This is a genomic window from Trichocoleus sp. FACHB-6 (assembly GCF_014695815.1).
In the GTDB taxonomy this organism is placed as follows: Bacteria; Cyanobacteriota; Cyanobacteriia; order Cyanobacteriales; family FACHB-T130; genus Funiculus; species Funiculus sociatus.
This window is the reverse complement of sequence record NZ_JACJOY010000072.1, coordinates 21,251-38,270: the sequence shown is the minus strand read 5'-3', so window position 1 is coordinate 38,270 and position 17,020 is coordinate 21,251. Positions and strand designations below refer to the sequence as shown.

At 45.0% G+C, this 17,020-nt stretch carries 17 protein-coding genes; 7 read left to right on the top strand and 10 right to left on the bottom strand.

Features of this window, described 5'->3' with window-relative positions; genetic code table 11:
* Positions 1–44: 44 nt before the first annotated feature.
* Both H6F66_RS13355 and H6F66_RS13350 read right to left on the bottom strand, forming a co-directional pair.
* Positions 45–2,411 (bottom strand): GAF domain-containing protein, encoded by a 2,367-nt coding sequence (locus H6F66_RS13355; RefSeq protein WP_206755790.1) that lies wholly within the window; start codon positions 2,409–2,411, stop codon positions 45–47.
* Positions 2,390–5,029 (bottom strand): response regulator, encoded by a 2,640-nt coding sequence (locus tag H6F66_RS13350; protein WP_190421984.1) that lies wholly within the window; start codon positions 5,027–5,029, stop codon positions 2,390–2,392. The genes H6F66_RS13355 and H6F66_RS13350 overlap by 22 nt, the downstream gene beginning before the upstream one ends.
* A 469-nt stretch (positions 5,030–5,498) precedes the next feature.
* On the opposite strand from H6F66_RS13350, the gene H6F66_RS13345 reads away from it, so the two are divergent.
* The 3 genes from H6F66_RS13345 to grxD all read left to right on the top strand — a co-directional run bounded on the left by H6F66_RS13345 (position 5,499) and on the right by grxD (position 6,829).
* Positions 5,499–6,131, top strand: coding sequence for a hypothetical protein (locus H6F66_RS13345; protein ID WP_190421982.1), 633 nt, complete (start codon positions 5,499–5,501; stop codon positions 6,129–6,131).
* 44 nt (positions 6,132–6,175) lie between these two features.
* Positions 6,176–6,433 (top strand): BolA family transcriptional regulator, encoded by a 258-nt coding sequence (locus tag H6F66_RS13340; RefSeq protein WP_190421980.1) that lies wholly within the window; start codon positions 6,176–6,178, stop codon positions 6,431–6,433.
* A gap of 72 nt (positions 6,434–6,505) precedes the next feature.
* On the top strand, positions 6,506–6,829 hold the full coding sequence (gene grxD, locus H6F66_RS13335; protein WP_190421978.1) for a Grx4 family monothiol glutaredoxin: 324 nt from the start codon (positions 6,506–6,508) through the stop codon (positions 6,827–6,829).
* A 473-nt stretch (positions 6,830–7,302) separates the two neighbouring features.
* Here grxD and H6F66_RS13330 read toward each other — a convergent pair whose 3' ends face one another.
* A complete protein-coding gene (locus H6F66_RS13330; RefSeq protein ID WP_190422140.1) occupies positions 7,303–7,557 on the bottom strand; it encodes a DUF6761 family protein in 255 nt (84 codons plus the stop codon).
* Positions 7,558–7,711: 154 nt separating this feature from the next.
* Complete coding sequence (locus H6F66_RS13325) at positions 7,712–8,068, bottom strand: hypothetical protein (RefSeq protein ID WP_190421976.1); 357 nt, start codon at positions 8,066–8,068, stop codon at positions 7,712–7,714.
* Between the two features lie 340 nt (positions 8,069–8,408).
* On the opposite strand from H6F66_RS13325, the gene H6F66_RS13320 reads away from it, so the two are divergent.
* On the top strand, positions 8,409–9,173 hold the full coding sequence (locus H6F66_RS13320) for a winged helix-turn-helix domain-containing protein (RefSeq protein WP_190421974.1): 765 nt from the start codon (positions 8,409–8,411) through the stop codon (positions 9,171–9,173).
* Here H6F66_RS13320 and H6F66_RS13315 read toward each other — a convergent pair.
* The 3 genes from H6F66_RS13315 to H6F66_RS13305 form a co-directional block, all read right to left on the bottom strand.
* Positions 9,170–9,931 (bottom strand): ATP-binding cassette domain-containing protein, encoded by a 762-nt coding sequence (locus H6F66_RS13315; RefSeq protein WP_190421972.1) that lies wholly within the window; start codon positions 9,929–9,931, stop codon positions 9,170–9,172. The two genes, H6F66_RS13320 and H6F66_RS13315, sit on opposite strands and share 4 nt — an antisense overlap.
* Before the next feature lie 102 nt (positions 9,932–10,033).
* Positions 10,034–10,540, bottom strand: coding sequence for a hypothetical protein (locus H6F66_RS13310; RefSeq protein ID WP_199295469.1), 507 nt, complete (start codon positions 10,538–10,540; stop codon positions 10,034–10,036).
* A 161-nt stretch (positions 10,541–10,701) separates the two neighbouring features.
* Positions 10,702–11,031 carry a 2Fe-2S iron-sulfur cluster-binding protein gene (locus H6F66_RS13305; RefSeq protein WP_190421967.1) on the bottom strand — a complete coding sequence of 110 codons (330 nt, stop codon included), beginning with the start codon at positions 11,029–11,031 and terminating at the stop codon, positions 10,702–10,704.
* 102 nt (positions 11,032–11,133) lie between these two features.
* Between H6F66_RS13305 and cimA the strand changes: the two genes are divergently transcribed.
* On the top strand, positions 11,134–12,777 hold the full coding sequence (gene cimA / locus H6F66_RS13300) for a citramalate synthase (protein WP_190421966.1): 1,644 nt from the start codon (positions 11,134–11,136) through the stop codon (positions 12,775–12,777).
* A 56-nt stretch (positions 12,778–12,833) separates the two neighbouring features.
* Here the strand turns inward: cimA and H6F66_RS13295 are convergent, their stop codons facing one another.
* On the bottom strand, positions 12,834–13,076 hold the full coding sequence (locus H6F66_RS13295; protein ID WP_190421965.1) for a helix-turn-helix transcriptional regulator: 243 nt from the start codon (positions 13,074–13,076) through the stop codon (positions 12,834–12,836).
* Positions 13,077–13,406: 330 nt separating this feature from the next.
* Between H6F66_RS13295 and H6F66_RS13285 the strand changes: the two genes are divergently transcribed.
* Positions 13,407–14,147, top strand: a complete 741-nt coding sequence (locus H6F66_RS13285) for a Uma2 family endonuclease (protein WP_190421963.1) — start codon at positions 13,407–13,409, stop codon at positions 14,145–14,147.
* Here the strand turns inward: H6F66_RS13285 and H6F66_RS13280 are convergent.
* On the bottom strand, positions 14,144–15,031 hold the full coding sequence (locus H6F66_RS13280; protein WP_190421961.1) for a lipid kinase: 888 nt from the start codon (positions 15,029–15,031) through the stop codon (positions 14,144–14,146). The two genes, H6F66_RS13285 and H6F66_RS13280, sit on opposite strands and share 4 nt — an antisense overlap.
* Before the next feature lie 409 nt (positions 15,032–15,440).
* Here H6F66_RS13280 and H6F66_RS13275 point away from each other — a divergent pair, with 409 nt between their 5' ends.
* Entirely contained in the window at positions 15,441–15,662 is a 222-nt protein-coding gene (locus H6F66_RS13275; RefSeq protein WP_190421959.1) for a DUF4327 family protein, read from the top strand.
* Here the strand turns inward: H6F66_RS13275 and H6F66_RS13270 are convergent.
* The gene (locus H6F66_RS13270) at positions 15,659–16,984 is read right to left on the bottom strand and encodes an FHA domain-containing serine/threonine-protein kinase (protein ID WP_190422138.1); all 1,326 of its coding nucleotides are present in this window, start codon (positions 16,982–16,984) and stop codon (positions 15,659–15,661) included. The two genes, H6F66_RS13275 and H6F66_RS13270, sit on opposite strands and share 4 nt — an antisense overlap.
* Positions 16,985–17,020: the final 36 nt, after the last annotated feature.

Here is a 17,020-nt window from a genome sequence, read left to right as displayed (position 1 = left end):
AATTGAAGGATTGAAAGATTGCTCATTATCTTACCCAGTCCCATTTAGGTAATCGGTAACTCAACCAAAAAGCAAGTATTCCCCAATTTACTTTCTACTTGAATTGAACCTCCTAAATAGGTTATCAATTTCTGCACTAGCGCCAGTCCTAGACCAGTTCCACCATGTTTCCAGCGATCGTTACTGGGAATGCGGTAAAATTGGTCGAAAACGCGGGGTAATTCGCTTTCTGGAATCTCAACACCAGAATTGCTCACGCTTATCTGAATCATTCCCGCCACTTCACGGACAGCCACGGTTATTTTTTCGCCTGGGGGAGTGTACTTACAAGCATTATTTACTAACTCTGTAATTATCCTCTCCAAACTGAAGGAGTCGGAATATAAAATAGGCAATTCTTTGGATATTTCTACTTGGAAAATTTGCTGCTGATTTTTGGTTCGCTGTTCAAAAGGCTCAATTATATAAGGAATCCAGTGTTGGAGTTCAATATCTGTTCTTTCTAAAGGGTACAAACCTGCATTTACTTGCTGCAATTGCAGTAAATCGTTTATCAAATTTATTTCTCGTTCGCATTCGTCATTCAACATCTCGAAATAGATAAGAGATTGGCTATTATCTGGATTTTCTGGTGTTGGATTACCGAAGGAATTATTTGTTTGAATTATTATATCTTCCAACATTTCAATTGCCATCTTCATGTTGGATATAGGCGTGCGTAATTCGTGAGAAACTGTACTGAGAAAGTCATCTTTTAGCTGGTTGACTTTCTCTAGTTCCTTTACTTGAACAAGAGTCGCTTGGTAAAGGCGGGCTTGTCGAATTGCGATCGCGCATTGATTCGCCACTTGCTGCACCAATCGAATTTCTAATTCATTAAACAGATATTCCTGGTGATGAAGTAACCACAAGTTCCCTAAAACTCCTTGGTTATCAAAAATAGGACAAGCCAGTGCTGCAACATGACTAGGGATAGGATTTGTAAGTTTAGAATCTAACTGGCAAAATTGCAGATACTGACCTTGCAAAAGGTTAGAATAAATCTCAGTAAAAGCAGCCATTTGCACTGCATAATTGTGATGTGAAGGCAGAGAAGTTCTATATTCTTGGCAAATAGTGGAAGTTGCTTCTTCAAGGTTGTACAAGGCTGTACCACAGTAACCTACTTCAAGTCCAATGGCTAATTCTTGTACGGCTGTTTGTAGAATTTGGCTTTCGTCGAGGCTGTCACGCACTTTGTCAGTAATTCGTTTTAGCATCGCTTCAAATTTGAGAGCTTGCTGCAACTGAGCTGTACGTTCCTGTACCTGACGTTCAAGGTTGCTGTTAAGCCGCTGCACTTGTTGGTAAAGTTCAGATTGTTGAATAGCGATCGCTGCTTGGTTTGCCAATGAAGAAAGACAATCAATTTCTAACTCATTCCATTGTCTGGTTGAGGAACAATGATGAGCAACTAGCAATCCCCATAACTTGCTACTGTTAGGCGTTGGGGATGAGGAATGAAGCTCAGAACCTTGTTCATACTTTATGCTTTTTCTTTGAGCATTGGCTGCATTATATAGGTCATCTTCGATTGCTTCTATTTGCAGAATTGGTACTACCAAATTAGCTCTGACTTGAAAACTGGTTAGTAAATCAAGGTGACACCGGCTTAACCCAGCATTGTTAACATCCGTTGTTGCTTTGATCCGACCTTGTTTGTAAAGGTTAATATATTTTTCATTAAAACAGGGATCTGTAATTTTTGAGCCTAAAATAGGTCTGTAACGTTCATCTACAGATTCCACTTCTATAGATCCACTCCAGTCGGATAGAAAACGATAAATAACGACGCGATCCGTTTGCAAAAATTCTCTTACTTGAGCTACTGTAGTCTGAAGAATTTCTTTTAAATCTAAAGACTGACGGATTTGCTGGGTAATATTTCCCATCAACCGCAACCGATCGTTTTGCTGTTGCAATTCTGCTGTAGCTCGACTAGCATCGAGAAGACGGCGCACCCGTTGACGTAGCACTGCCCAGTGGATAGGCTTAGTAATGTAATCGGTAGCGCCCGCAGCAAACGCCCGATCTACTGAATCAGAATCTTCAAGAGCAGTAATAATTAAAACAGGAATGCGATCGCCTTGAGGAAGTTTTCGTAGCAGGGTACAACAATTGAAGCCATCAATTGTCGGCATCAAGGCATCTAGTAAGACAATATCTGGGCGCAATCGAATATACTCAGCTAAACCTTGATCACCATCTTTCGCCTCTGCTACCCGATATCCCTCTTTTTCCATCATGGCGCGCAGCTGAAGCCGGGTTAATCTGTCGTCTTCGACAATCAAGACTAGGTAAGGTTGTTTTCCAGTTGCGGCGGTATTCAGCGTTGACGAGGAATTTATATTCATACCTGACTGGGCTGACATTCTATCTGCAAAGCAGCCTTAACTTTGTCATATTCTAATTCCATAGCAGAAATTAAAGCGGAAGCAGCAGAAAATTTTTTCCCATGACTCATCGCTTCCATCTGTCTACAAAGTTCAGCTAGTTGTATAGCTCCAAAAGTAGCGCTGTTTGCCTTCCAAGTGTGAGCTGCTCCCTCAAGAGCGATCGCATCTCCATTGTTAATAGATTTTTTCATTTTTTGTAGTAATTTGGGGGAATCTTCTAAGTAGCACTCAACCAAATCTTCTACTAAATCCGAGTTGATTCCACCCATTTGTTCCAAAAATGATTGCAGCACTTCGGTATTAATGGCATTTCTGAAGTTTAAGGGCAAAGAAGAGGATGATTCTTTGATTGGCGTTTTTACCAATTCTTCTTGCTCAGCCATCAGTTTTTTAGCCTCACTTCTGTTTAAAGGTTGACACTTACTTAAAGTGGAAATCAACTCTTCAAACCGAATCGGCTTACTGATATAATCGTCCATACCAGCTTCAAGACAAGCTAAGCGATCGCTTTCCATAGCATTAGCTGTCATGGCAATAATTCGAGGTCTTTGTAACCGCGCATTCTCCTGGCTTCCAAATAACTGCCAGTCTTGACAAATGTGCCTTGTTGTTTCAAATCCATCCATTTCTGGCATCTGCACGTCCATCAGCACCACATCATAAGATTTGCGGCGCAAAGCTTCTAACACTTCTAACCCATTATTAGCTATATCAGCTTCATACCCCACTTTTTTTAGTAGATGTAACGCCACTTGCTGATTTATCTGATTGTCTTCAGCTAAGAGAATCCGCAAAGGTAGCTTTTGCTCTACTAAAAAGTCAGCTTGAGATAAAGTAGAAGTAGAAAGCGATCGCTGGGGAGTTTCATCACTTTCTCGTAGCTTCAGTTGTTTTGGTGCTAAAATTCCTACTAAAACATCGTAAAGTTGGGATTCTTTAATCGGCTTGTATAACAAAGTAGCATTTAGTTCTTCTACCTGCTGCTCTTTTTCTTGCCTACCCAACGGGGTCAATATTACTAAAGGTAGCGTCTTACCACCCGGTAATGAGCGAATCTCTCTCGCTAACCTCAAATGCTCCATTTCTGGCATTTGCATATCTAGAATTGCAACATCAAGGCCGCTTCCTGAACGCAAATATCTTAAAGCTTCAGCTCCTGATGCAACTGTTTGGCTAGCCATTCCCCAGGATTGGGCTTTTAAAATTAAATTTTTACGATTAGTGGCATTGTTATTTACAATTAGCAGTCTCTTTCCAATTAATGGCGACTTAAGATCATCATCTTCCACGCTCTCAGCAGAACACTGAGTAAGCATCGTGAAATAGAAGCTAGAACCGCGCCCTAATTCACTTTCAAACCACATTCGCCCGCTCATCATTTCGCTCAACTGCTTGCTAATCGCCAATCCCAGCCCGGTACCACCATATTGACGAGTAGTGGAAGAATCAACCTGACTAAATGGTTGAAACAGGCGATTTTGGCGGTCTAAAGGAATGCCAACGCCTGTATCTTTAACAACAAATTGAACTTCATAATGACTGACTTTCGATCTACCATCGGTAATTGATAATTGGGGTTCACCATCGTTTCCTATTACCGATTCTCGATTATCAATGAGTTTTTTTGCTGATACTAATACTGTCACTTCCCCTTGGGCGGTAAATTTAACAGCATTACTCACTAAGTTCAGCAAAATTTGCCGCACCCTGGTGACATCGCCCACAATTGTGTTAGGCGTTCCTGGCTCGATCAAATATGCTAACTCTAAACCTTTTTCAGCTGCTTTAGGTGCTAATAAATCTAATACTCCCTCAAGGCAACTTATTAAACTAAAGGGTTGTTCTTCCAATTCCAGCTTTTTCGATTCTATTTTTGAGAAATCAAGTATATCGTTAATTATTGCCAGTAATACATCGCCACTGGTACGAATTGTTTCGGCAAAGTTTTTTTGTTGAGGTGTTAAGTCGGTCAGCAGTAATAACTCTGCCATGCCAATTACCCCATTCATGGGAGTGCGGATTTCATGGCTCATCATTGCCAAAAACTCACTTTTGGCACGGCTAGCTTGCATTGCTGCCATTCGTAAGGCAACTTCAGCCTGCACAGTTCTTTGAGCAGCAAGTCGCAAATCTAGTTCATCAATAACAATCGCGGCTAGTTCCCGCAGAGTTTGCATTTGTGCTTCTGTCACCTCACGAGGTTGGTAGTCGATGACACATAACGTTCCCAACCTAAAACCATCCCTGGTAAGCAAAGGAGCTGCTGCATAAAATTGCAGCCCAAACTCTCCAGCTACCAATGGATTAGCCAAGGTGCGCGGGTCTACTTTGGCATCTAAGACGCTGTAAACTTCGTTCTGCAAAATCGCACTAGCACAAAGTCCAGGTTCCCGCCCAATCTGCTGTACATCTAATCCGTGATGGGATTTAAACCAAATTCGGTCATGGTCAACGATGCTGACAATTGAGATGGGGACGTTAAATGAACGGGCAGCTAAGGCTGTAATGCGGTCAAAGGCTCCATCGGGGGGAGTGTCAAGGATATTATATCGACGAACGGCTGCTAGTCGCTCTAGTTCATTAGTAGGAATCATCAAAGGATTTTTATCTAAGGTTTAATTAATAGGGTAGCTAAAACTAAGATTCAATAATCAAAAATATTTCGTAAGTGCCAATAATTAAAATCCTATATTATATATTACCAACATTGAGGGTACAAGGTTGATCAAGGCTAGAGGTGTAAATCAATTTCCCTTTCTTTTCTGTAGTTAAAATAAAACTGAGACTTTCACAAACACGCTACCAGCGTGTTTTCTGGTGTTGGGTCAGTTCTACTGATTGTTTGGAAAAAAATTTAGCGATTAGAGGTGCTAGGGGGGATGGATATGCCCGGCTTGCGTCCTTAGAAATTCAGGAACTTTTTGAGCCTTCTGTGAGTCCGACCATGCAAGGCTTTGGGGCTTTTACTGCTGCTGTTCCTTTTCGCAGTAGAACCAGGCAATGTTAATATACCCAAAGTTTATCATCGTCGTGTTTTCATCCCTCTAACTCTTAAGTTACTTTATGGTATCTTCTGGAACTGCTTGCCGCCTCGGCTTTACCTGCCTTGCTTTTTTACCCTTGAGTGTGACTTTGACCCTGCTACAACCCGTGCAGGCTCAGAACCAGGTTCCTGCTCTACCAGAAGACGCCAGTCAGTCACAGCCGGATTTTACTGATCCGAACAATATCCGTCCCTTGAGTCAAGATAGTAGCCTCCTGAGTATGCCAGGAGGGCAGCGTTTGCTATCGGAAGCCAATAGTGCGATTTCGTCGCAGAACTACGCGATCGCTGCCAAGAAACTCCAAGACGCTCGTCAAGTTTTCAACCAGCTATCTAATTTTTATCAACAACTAGGTTCTAGTTTTTCGGGAATTGATAACCGAGTTTACGAAAGTCAACGTCAAAAGGCAGTACAAGCTGCCCAACTTCGGGATGAGGCGACTTATCAGTTGGCACTTGTACATCGAGCGCAAAATCAGCCAGATTTGGCAGTACCTTTGTTGATTCAGATTGTGCGCTCTCAGCAGCCAACTCGTGACTTAGGGAAGAAGGCTTATCAGCAGCTAGTGGAACTAGGCTTTATCGATACACCTAGTACCACTCCCGCCAGCAATAATCCCCCCGCCTCATCTTCTTCTGCTCCCCAACGCTAAATTAGAGTTAAAGATTGAATTGTGAAGTGTAAACGGGAGTAGAAATGGTTAGCCCAGCTCAAGTAGAGGAAATGATCAAGGCAAAGTTGCCGGATGCTCAGGTACAGGTTCAAGATTTGACTGGCGGTGGCGACCATTATCAAGTGACTGTGGTTTCGTCTCAGTTTGAAGGTAAACGGCTCGTGCAACAGCACCAGATTGTTTATGGCGCTGTACAGCAAGCTATGGCAACTGAAGCTATTCACGCTCTAGCCCTGAAAACTTATACTCCCCAGGATTGGGAGGCAGTTAGGGTTGTGTAAGCCTAGCTGAGGACGGTGCTATGCAAGCGCACTAGAAGTAAACTAGACAATAGAGGCATTTCAAGCAAAATTATGACCCCAGAACTAAAAGAGCGGATTGATAGCTTGCTCAAAGAAAACAAAATTGTGGTCTTTATGAAGGGCAACAAGCTGATGCCCCAATGTGGTTTTTCTAACAATGTGGTGCAGATTTTAAATACTCTGGGTGTTCCCTACCAGACGGTTGACATTCTGGATGATTGGGAAATTCGGCAGGGAATTAAGGAGTATTCCAGCTGGCCTACAATTCCCCAAGTTTACATTAATGGCGAGTTTGTTGGCGGCTCGGATATTTTGATTGAGCTGTACCAGAAGGGTGAATTGCAGGAAATGGTTGAAGTTGCTCTGGCTTCTTAAACTCATATTTTGCATGACTGTACATCAGTTTTGCAAAATTTTGTAGACTGAACCCTTGGAACGAAACCCAGCATACTCCTTGGGTTTCTTTACCACTCTATCGAACCTCGATACGGTTCACTTAAAAGCTCAAAATCCAAAACCTACGTAGGTTGGGTTGAGGAGTGAAAGCCAACACGAATCAGCATTCGTTAGGTTTCGTTCTATGATTATTTTTAAGTGAACCGTCTGAGACTAACAAAAAAATACCCTCAGAAAGTTCTTTAAAATAAAGATTTATCTGAGGGTATTTTTATTAATTCAATTTGATAGGAGGGCAATCCTACTCAAAGTAGGAGATTTCTGAGGCTTCAAAAAATGGATTCTATTAACCTAAAATCGCCTACCTGTGGACAAGTTCGTAACAAAATTATTAATTATCCACAGGCAACGACTTGAAAGATGTTTCTTTTTACCAATGCAATCCAAAATAGCTAATAGTAGTCCGATTTTGGTTGTGTCTGTGTCTGTGTCATTTCAAAGTTGGACGGGTCGTAAATGTATCTGCTGACTTCTTCTTCTAAGCGGTGTATATGAAACGGTTCCAGGGCGCTAGTTTGACGCAGGGCGGCGAGATAGCCATCTAAATACAGCCGCAAATCATCGAAGCGATAACCCCGGTTCCACATTTCGACGAGGGCGTCGGTGAGTTTTTGGTAGTAGCGGATGGTTTGTGTATCCTGTAGCATGGTCGGAAGTAAGAAGTGTGAATTATGAAGTATAAAGGGTGAAGCAGGAACAAGGAAAGTTTGGTTCTGCGGGTTGTTAGCCAGTTTGGGCGGTGGGCTATAGCGATCGCGTACTTTATCTGAAAATTCCATAGCCAGAGCTACAGGTCTTTCTTCAGCCGAATAGCCCAAAACACTCTTCTGTTATATACAAATTTTGTGATGATGGAAATCTCAATTGTGTTCCTTGAGTAATTGCCTTTAAAAAGGTGTCAGTGCCTTTGTGGCAAGCGTCGGGAGACACCCAGCATCGCCGCTGCGGGACTTCCTTGATTTTGTACCTCAGAGAAACATCAAAACTCATATCTCCGGGGCGAACGATAGGGGCGAGGTGCTTTTTAGAGCGCGTACACCAAAAGCGATCGCTTCCTTGATTACTTCTATGGTAGAAAAGTAGAGCCTCCGTGGCATACATCCCTTGGGCGATTTCTACAATGTTCTGTTTCCACCAACCTACCCATTTTGGATTCATCTGCTACAACCTGCTTTAGAGAGCGATCGCTTCTCTACTATATGCTTGTGGATTCCTTAAGCTATTTTCCAGAGTGGGAGACACTCTTTAGGTAAGCGGGGAAAATTTCTTACTAACTCTAGGGTTCTGGCATAGCATCGTTCAAGGGATAATTACTAAACGTTAAGCTTCGTTAACTTTATTCTAGCTAGATGCGGGCGGCGATCCCACTATTGAGTTTGGATCAAAGCCCAAAATCAAAAATGGGGTGGCACCAACGCGCCTCCGTAGCAGTAGTTACAGAATCATGACATTAGCTTTGTTAATGTGAAACACACCAGCTTGAAGGAAGCCTGCTGCCGTGGGATCGATTTGTATTCAGATCATTGAGGGAAACCCGCACCTGCGATCGCTACTAGGCTGGCATTTACAGCAAGCAAGCTACTGGGTGTGTCAATCCGCTGGAATTCATCACGCTAGAGAGATATATCTCACTCGCCAACCTACAGTCGTTATCCTTGATTCCGACTTACCGGATGGTGATGGTATCGAGTTTTGCCGATGGCTCCAGGAACAGGGACAATCACTCATCTTGATGCTGTCTGCCCGCAACACAGAAGCAGATATCGTTAATGGTTTAAAAGCGGGGGCTGACGACTATCTAACTAAGCCATTTGGGATGCAAGAATTTATGGCACGGGTTGAGGCTTTGGTTCGTCGCGTGCGAGTCACAGCAGCGCCCATGTATTTAGATTATGGCGACCTGAAAATAGACTTAGTACAGCGTCGAGTCCGTTTCAAAGAGGAGTTTATTGACTTAACGCCCCAGGAGTTCAGTTTACTTTATGTACTGGCTCAGGCTGGGGGACTGCCCTTAAGCCGTTCGGAACTGCTGCGCCGCGCTTGGCCTGATGCCATCGATAACCCGCGCACTATTGATACTCATGTTTTGTCCCTACGGAAAAAAATTGAGAATGTCCCGCGACAACCCAGTTTGATTCAAACTGTCCGCAACGTCGGCTATCGGTTTAATCCGGAGATTCTCAATGCGCTGGAACCAAAGACAAATGGTAATACTCGCACCAGAAATGGAAACGGTCAGCGTTCGGCGCTTACCAGTTATTAACTCCATTCTTCAGCTGCCTGAGCTTCTGCCTGAATCAGGGTTTCGCGTAGATTAGCCCAGTTTACCTGATGTGCTGTTTTGTCGCTAAGCAGACGACCATCCTGCAAATATAAAACGCGATCGCAAAACATCTGGGCTAAATCTAACTGGTGATTGACCATCACCACCGCACATCCCTCTAGGCACTGGGTCAAAACTTGCATAACGCGATCGCTACGACCAGCATCTAGAGCAGATGTCGGCTCATCGAGTAATAATATTTTCGGTTGGATGACTAAAGCACGCGCGATCGCTACCAGTTGCCGTTGTCCTACCGATAATTGCACCTCCGTGCGGCCTAACCAATCTTCGGGGATGTGCAGTTGTTCGCTTACCTGTAGCAATTGTTGACTAATTTCCTGCTTGGTGCTGCCTTTCAAAACTAAAGGGTAAGCTAAAGCATCTCTGACAGTCATACCCAAAAGTTTTGGTTCTTGAGGAACCAGCATCACTTGCCGTCGCAACTGAATAACGGGAATTTGACCGTATTCTTGATTTTCCAGATAAATTTTGCCAGATGTTGGTTGACTCAGGCGATTTAATAGGCGCAACAGCGAAGTTTTCCCGGCACCAGAAGGGCCGATGATAGTAATGCGATCGCTTGAGAATACCTCAAAAGAAATATCCTTAAGCAAATACTGCGAACCCACCGAAGCCGCTAAACTCACCAGTTCTAGCCGCAACACTTCTCTTTTTGTCTTAGTGTCTTCGTAGTTCAAAAAATTAGCTTAAAACGGCGTATAAAACAACTTGAGATTATTTTTCTTCTTGTCCCCCCTCTAGGCAGCGGAGAGAGGGGGTTAGGGGGTTAGGTAGTTAGCTTAGACACCTCCTAAGATTCCTTGAGTCGTCGCCGTCCACACTGTCCAACCATCTATCAACAACAGCAACAGCGTAAACCCCAACAAAATTAGATACATCCAGGGTTGCGCCAAAGGACGCACATCGGTTGTATCAATTCCCGTCTTCGCTTCCACCAACTTAACCAACCGCGCAAAACCAACTACCCGCATCGGCAGCAAATAAGCTTTTTGTTCCGACTTGCTGACAAAATAGTAAACTATTCCACCTTGCCCAGTAGTGCGAAGTTTTAATTCCTTCACATCTGCCCAAGGTAACGACCAACCCTTGCGGAAAAAACGGGGAACCCATTTAGGATAAGTCACCTGGATTTTTTCCTCATCCAGAATTACCCGTTCGCTTAAGGCAGCATAAAGCGCCATAAACCCTAAGCCAATTTCCACCCAAAGTAACCTAGGCGAGATGGGAGTATCGGACACTTGCGCCAAAAACGGTAAGGGAATCGTTAGCGCCAAGTATAGCGCCATTAGCGTGATCCGAATCAGCGGCGAAATGCGGAAAATAGATTGTGATTCTAATTCAAGGTTTGTTAACACGGCTTTAAACTGATATAGATGAAGCAAGCTCCGCAAACGACGCTTTTGCCTTGCTACTGACATTCTTTGGGCTTAGGCCTGGGAACGAGAAATTAACTCCAGGCGAGGGACGAACCTTGTCCCCAGAAGCCGTCATATTTAGAGACTTTGATATCGCCTAAAACCTGAGTTTGGCAGGCTAATCGAAGATTTGAAGTGGGAGAATGGGGAGGAAGCGATCGCCTGGTTTTATCCTTCCAGTTCGGTTGGGAAACTTCCCCTTCTACCTCGACTGCACAAGTGCCGCAGGTGCCAATTCCCATACAATTTATAATTTTCGCGTTGCCGTTGTACAGGTCGATGTCATTTAAGAGTAAAACTTGGCGAAGATTCGCACCCTTGTTGCACTCAAATGTTTTTCCTTGAGCTGTCACCTTTGGCATAATGATTAATTCAATGGCTCTGCTAACTGGTTACTTTTGTTAAGTATATTTTTACATTTATTTACAAAAAGTTTCTAAATTATCTCCCCATCTAACCTGTCCATGAACTCAGATAAAACAAACCAGATTTGGATATACGACACGACACTGCGCGACGGCGCACAACGCGAAGGACTATCGCTGTCGTTGGAAGATAAATTGCGGATTGCCCGAAAGTTGGACAAAATGGGCATTCCCTTCATTGAGGGCGGTTGGCCTGGGGCGAATCCCAAGGATGTGCAATTTTTCTGGCAACTCAAAGAAGAACCACTCACCCAAGCGGAAGTAGTGGCGTTTTGTTCGACTCGCCGCCCCAACATCAGTGCGGCTGAAGATCCGATGCTGCAAGCGATTCTGGCGGCTGGTACTCGTTCGGTGACAATTTTCGGCAAATCCTGGGATTTGCACGTTACAGAGGGGCTGAAGACCAGCCTAGAAGAAAATATAGAGATGATCCGAGATACGATTGAGTATCTGCGAAGTCAGGGACGGCGAGTGTTTTACGACGCGGAACACTGGTTTGATGGTTACAAGCAGAATCCAGATTATGCGATGCAGACCTTAGAGAGTGCGATCGCTGCTGGTGCAGAATGGGTGATACTGTGCGACACCAACGGCGGCACCCTTCCCCACGAAATTAGCCAAATTGTGAAAAATGTCGTCACAGCAATTTCCCAATTCCCAATTTCCAATTCCCAATTCCCAACTCCCCAGATAGGGATTCACACTCACAACGATTCTGATGCAGCGGTAGCAAATGCGATCGCAGCTGTCATGGAAGGAGCCAGAATGGTTCAAGGCACCATCAACGGCTACGGGGAACGCTGCGGCAACGCTAACCTCTGCTCAGTAATTCCCAACTTGCAGCTAAAACTGGGATATAGCTGTATCCAAGACGAACAACTAGCTCAACTTACAGAAGCTTCTCGCCTGATCAGCGAAATCGTCAATCTCGCCCCCGACGAATACGCCCCCTTTGTCGGACGTTCTGCCTTTGCACACAAAGGCGGCATTCACGTTTCCGCCGTTGAACGCAACCCCTTTACTTACGAACACATTCAGCCACAACAAGTAGGCAACCTCCGCCGAATCGTTGTTTCCGACCAAGCCGGATTAAGTAATATTTTGGCAAAAGCGCGTAGCTTTGGCATAGACCTAGATAAGGGAGATCCCGCCTGTCGCGACATCCTGCGCCGACTCAAGGAACTGGAGAATGAAGGCTTTCAGTTTGAGGCAGCTGAGGCGAGTTTTGACTTGCTGATGCGCGAAGCTTTGGGACAGCGAGAGCAAATGTTTGAACTCAAAGGCTTTCAAGTTCACTGCGATATCGTGCAGAATGCCAATGCCCTCGCTACTGTGAAAGTCGCCGTCAATGGCAAAGACATTCTAGAAGCTGCGGAAGGAAATGGCCCAGTTTCGGCGCTGGATGAAGCATTACGCAAAGCGTTGGTGAACTTCTACCCGGAAATTGCCGCCTTTTACTTGACAGACTACAAAGTGCGAATCTTAGACAGTGGCGCGGGTACTGCGGCGAAAACTCGCGTGCTGGTGGAATCAAGTAATGGGCATCAGCGCTGGGCTACTGTAGGCGTTTCCAGCAATATTCTGGAAGCTTCTTATCAGGCAGTTGTCGAAGGGATTGAATACGGTTTGCTGTTGGGAGCAAGGCGAAATGACAGGCGAAACCCCTCTCCTACAAAGATATGACCAATCCCGTAGCGCAGGCATCTCGCCTGCGCGATGTCCTAAAAAGAACAGGATCACTACTCATCCTCATCCTCAACCAGCTTGCCTAGATACAGTTCTACAAACTTTTTAGCGGCGGCTGGCTCAATTCCCTTCAAAGCTTTAACAATATCTGCAACCGTCTCAGCGGTGGGATCGGCTCGTTCGTGAAACCAACGATTTACAATCGTCCTCTCGATGCCTAAAACCACCGCTAACTTGTTCTGGCTGATACTGTAGGTTTCTAACGTCTGCTTGAGGGCTTGACCTGCTCTTCCCATGCCTCTAATCGTGTCATAGGAGCATGACCTAGTAAATGTAAATTTATTTGTTCACGTAACGTATGATTAAAATGTGAACTTACTTGTTAACGTTTTTGCCTTTTTTCCTAAGCAAGCGAAACATCTAGCGAAGGTGTTGGTGATTGGTTCTAACAAAGGTGTCAGATGTAAGATTCTCACGCTGTACCGCTTGGGTTTTGCTGAAGTTAGCGAGTGAAGTCTGCTGTCAGCTGCTTCAAATCCTGGCGAGGTGATGAGTATCTTGACGCGGCGGATTCCGATTAATTGAATCAGCGACAATAAAATTAAGTCACTGCGAGGTATAGGCAAATGGTTCTATCTGCCCAGGAACTAGAAGAGATGATGCCTGATGCTACCCAGCTATATAGCGATGAGCCAGAAATGGAAAGTTCCTTACACTATATGCAACTGCTGTTGCTCGTTAGCTGTCTAGAATGGCTGTGGCGTGACAGAGAAGATTTTTTTATCGGTGCCAATCTCACAATATATTTTAGTCGCCAACAACTGCGAAATCGCGATTTTCGCGGCCCGGACTTTTTCTTAGTCAAGCAAACCCAAAAGCGTCCTCGCAATGCTTGGGTTGTTTGGGAAGAAGATGGCAAGTATCCCAATTTGATTATCGAGTTGCTATCAACTTCTACCGCTACGACAGACCGGACTTTAAAGAAAGATTTGTATCAAGACCGCTTTCGTACACCGGAATACTTTTGGTTTTCCCCAGATACGCTGGAATTTGAGGGCTGGAGGCTGATGGGGAATCGGTATCAGGAAATTGCCCTTAACGACATGGGCTGGCGTTGGAGTGAGGAACTAGACTTGTATCTGGGTGTGGAACAAGGGCAACTACGTTATTTTACTCCAGAAGGCGATCGCGTACCGACACCAGAGGAAGCAGCTCAACAAGCAATCCAAAACGCTCAACAAGCTCAAGCCCAAGCTCAACAAGCTCAAGCCCAAGCTCAACAAGCTCAAGCGGAACTAGAACAAGAACGCCTTCGCGCTCAACTGCTGGCTGAACGATTGCGATCGCTTGGTCTAGATCCAGATTAATATCTCTGGAAAGATGACGGCACAATAACTGACAGTGCTTTTGGGATAACTCGGAATCGTGCTGGCGTTTCGGTTGTGCGTTCGCCATCAGTGTTGATTGGGTAAGGCTTGCGAGTATGTAACTCGATGTCTTTGCCGCTAATATTTCTCACTCCCTTACCCTTGACAGATTTACCCAATAATGCAGGTGGTATTAGCGGCAACATTTCCCACCAGTGCTGAATTTCCAAGCTATGCAGATCCAGCCGTTGGTCGTCAATGGTGGCATCATCAGCAATCACCAAGCCACTGCCGTAATACCGACCATTGGCCACAGTAATCTGCAAAGTTTTAAACTCGATAGATTGTCCATCCGACAGGACATCTACCCAAAACGGTCGCACTGTCCAGATTACCTGTAACGCGGTGACAATATAGGCTAAAACTCCCCAATGCCGCTTTAATTTTTTAGAAACTCTGCGATTTACTTCCGCACTCAGCCCAAGACTTGCAATATTAAAAAAATACTGACCATTCACCCAGCCCAAGTCAATTTGGTGAACTTGACCACTGGCAATAATTTTACAAGCTTCTGGCAATGACTGGGGAATGCCGAGGGTTCTGGCAAGATTATTGGCTGTACCTAAAGGTAGAATTCCTAAAGGTAAATCTGTATCTAACAATCCCTCCACAGAGGCATTGACACTGCCATCTCCACCGCCAACAATGACCATATCAACCTGTTGGCGGTATTGCCGGATCAATTCCGAATACTGTTTGGGGTTTTCACTGTGTGGCTCCAGCAATTCAAAGCCTAGGTGTTGCAATTGTTGCATTGCTTGCTGCCGAGCGTTGTAACCGCGTCGAGACTTAGGATTAATTAATAGTAATGCCCGCTGACTCATCTGCATTTTTTAAGGCAATCAGTCGTAGGAGAAAGAAATCACCGCCATCCTCCAAGCCTCAAGTATATGCTTAGGGTTGCAGCATCAGGTAGTATTTATTATGTGGGGAAGCTGCAAATCGCTCAAGCAGGGTTAGATTTTTCTCGGTTAAATTCCTCAAACAGGCTAGGGGCAAGGATTTCCCAATCCAAAATTGAGATTTAACAATCCAAAATCAAGAATTCAAAATCCAAAATCGATTGGCGGGTGGTAGTAATTACCGTACATTAGTCCCAAAAAGACTTGCCAGAATGCACCATTTTACGCTACAAGAGATAAGGATTGCTTCCGCGAGCGCACCGAACTCCACGCAATAAAAAGAAGCGGGAAGCTTTTTCACTTTAGTATTTGCAAAACTGATTTCTACTATATGAGACAGCAAGTTATTCACCCAATGGTGAAAATGCAGCGTCAGGTGCATTCACTTGTAGAATCCAATATCCTCAAGCCCACTGATAGCCTCTGGAAAATTGCTTTCCTTTACGGCGATGAGTGGCCTCACTGGAAAAAAGAACTACTTGAATTTGACTTCACGATGCAAGATCCAGTCAGCGCCTTTTTAGAGGTGGAAGCCTGGGACGACGAGGACTAAAGGCAGGCGGTTAAAGCTTCAGACAGTTCTTTTGCTGTCTGATAGCGATCGCTTGGTCTGGGTTCTGTCGCCTTTTCAATCAGTTGCCGCACTTGGGGTGTAATTGTCGGCACCCCTTCTACATTAAATCGGTATCCCATACCCCGCCGTTGATAATACTTTTGGGGGCTTTCGCCGCTTAAAAGGAAAATCAGTGTCGGGCCAATGGCATATAAATCTGATTGGGTGACTGGCTGACCTCGGTCTTGCTCTGGCGCACTGTAATCTGGCGCACCGATGCGCGTCCCTGGAGGCGTGCCAATTTCTTTTACCGCCCCAAAATCTAAGACGACTATTTGATTGTCGCGGTAGCGCACCATCAAATTAGCGGGTTTAATGTCGCGGTGGATTAGGGGTGGGTTTTGGCTATGGATATAGCCCAAAATGTCGCAGGTTTGAATCATCCACTCAATCGCCTGATTGAGTATGACTGGCCCTTTTTTATATATGCGCTTTTCTAAATCTTCACCCTGGATTAATTCCATCGCCAGGTATTTCTTGCCTTCTTCCACAAAGAAGTCATAATACTGAGGAATTCCGGGATGATTCAGGGTCTTTAGAGTGCGGGCTTCGCGTTCAAAGAGTTCTTTAGCTTTGGAATTTTGAGCCATGTCGGCGTTCATTTCCTTTAGCACCACTAAAGATGCGCCACGCGGACGTTGAGAGTCCAAAGCTTGATAGGTGGTTCCCATTCCGCCTTGTCCCAGCGTCCGCAAAACTTGGTAATGATGAATGAATCGCTGCACCTGAACCACAGGTTGACCGCAGTGAATGCAGAACAAATTACCAGGTGGATTTCCCTGGTGGGTGCAAGGGTTGAAGATTGGGGATAGGAGAGGCTTACGCCCTCCACCTAGCAGAATTCCTTTGTCCCCCCCTTGGTTGTAGGGGGGAATGAGGGGGAGGGGGACTGGGGCTGGGAGAGAGCTTGGAGCGATCGCATAAGACTGAGCGCTGATTTGAAATTTCAGCACTGGCCCCCCTCGCGCCAACTGGATGAGGCAATCATCAGATATAATTCCCTGGGACATCAGAATGCCATTAACAAAGGTGCCATTCGTACCTTGATTAACCAGCAGCCATTGTCCGGATGTAGGAGTCCCATTAATGTTTGCTTCAGAATTGCCAATTCTCCGGAGTTCCAGGTGATGCCGGGAAACCATGCCATCATTGAGAACCACGTCATTATCGGGAGCGCGACCAATCCTAATGGTGTCGTGCTGGAATTCCCAATGCTCTTGGGGGGTGGATGACTGTGAATCTAGAAGGGTCAGCGTAACCATAATCATTTTGAGTTTTGCGGAGCGGTAGATTTCCGT